General features: G+C 71.3%; 3 pseudogenes. All 3 read left to right on the top strand.

Annotated elements, in window-relative coordinates:
- Positions 1-234: pseudogene (gene pdxT / locus FHS34_RS41855) on the top strand (pyridoxal 5'-phosphate synthase glutaminase subunit PdxT); the annotation flags it as partial.
- A 75-nt stretch (positions 235-309) separates the two neighbouring features.
- Positions 310-891 (top strand): annotated as a pseudogene (locus tag FHS34_RS41850) ((2Fe-2S)-binding protein); the annotation flags it as partial.
- Positions 834-1,054, top strand: a pseudogene (locus FHS34_RS43980) (hypothetical protein); the annotation flags it as partial. The pseudogenes FHS34_RS41850 and FHS34_RS43980, both read left to right, overlap by 58 nt.

The raw sequence follows: 1,054 nt of genomic DNA, 5'->3' as shown, positions 1-1,054 counted from the left end.
CGCAACGCCTTCGGACGGCAGAACGAGTCCTTCGAGGCCGCGGTCGACATCCGCGGAGTCGACGGCGATCCCGTGGAGGGCGTCTTCATCCGCGCCCCCTGGGTCGAATCCGTGGGCGCCGGAACCGAGGTGCTCGCCGAGCACGACGGCCACATCGTCGCCGTCCGCCAGGGCAACGCGCTCGCCACGTCGTTCCACCCGGAGCTGACCGGCGACCACCGCGTCCACGCCCTCTTCGCCGACATGACCACGTCCCGTTCGGCCCCCGTCCGCGTCATCACCTCCCCTGCGCTGTCGAGAGACACGGTCATGAAGCGCACCACCCGTGTCCCTGCCCGCGCGTCCCTCTGCGAGGGAAGCTCCCCCGCGGTCCCCTCAACGGCCGGGGCCATCACCTTGAAGATCAACGGCGAGGCTCACACCCTGTCCGTCGACCACCGCACCACCCTGCTCGACGCACTGCGCGAGCGCCTCGATCTCACCGGCACCAAGAAGGGCTGTGACCAGGGACAATGCGGAACCTGCACCGTCCTGCTGGACGGACGCCGGGCTCTGGCCTGCCTGCAGCTGGCCGTGGCCGCCGAAGGCCGGGAGATCACCACCATCGAAGGTGTCGCCGACGGTGACCGTCTGCACCCGGTGCAGCAGGCCTTCCTCGATCTGGACGGCTTCCAGTGCGGCTACTGCACCCCCGGGCAGATATGTTCCGCGATCGGCGCGATGGCGGAGCACGCGGCGGGCTGGCCGAGCGCCGTCACCGACGACGTCCGTCCCGAGGCCGGACCGCCACCCCTGACCGACGACGAGATCCGGGAGCGGATGAGCGGCAACCTGTGCCGCTGTGGCGCGTACGTCTCGATCGCCGAGGCGGTGGCCCGCGCGGCCGACGCCGCAAAGCCCACGCAACCAGCTCCCTCCCCGCGCATCGGCCCCCAAGCGGCCGCGAAGGAGGTGGCGGCATGAGGGAGTTCGGCTATCGGCGGGCCACCGATGTCGCGGGTGCGGTCGCGTTGCTCGGTGCCGATCCGGACGCGCGTTTCCTCGGTGGCGGCAC

It is taken from the genome of Streptomyces echinatus (assembly GCF_014203595.1).
Taxonomy (GTDB): domain Bacteria; phylum Actinomycetota; class Actinomycetes; order Streptomycetales; family Streptomycetaceae; genus Streptomyces; species Streptomyces echinatus.
This window is presented reverse-complemented; position numbering and strand designations above follow the sequence as displayed.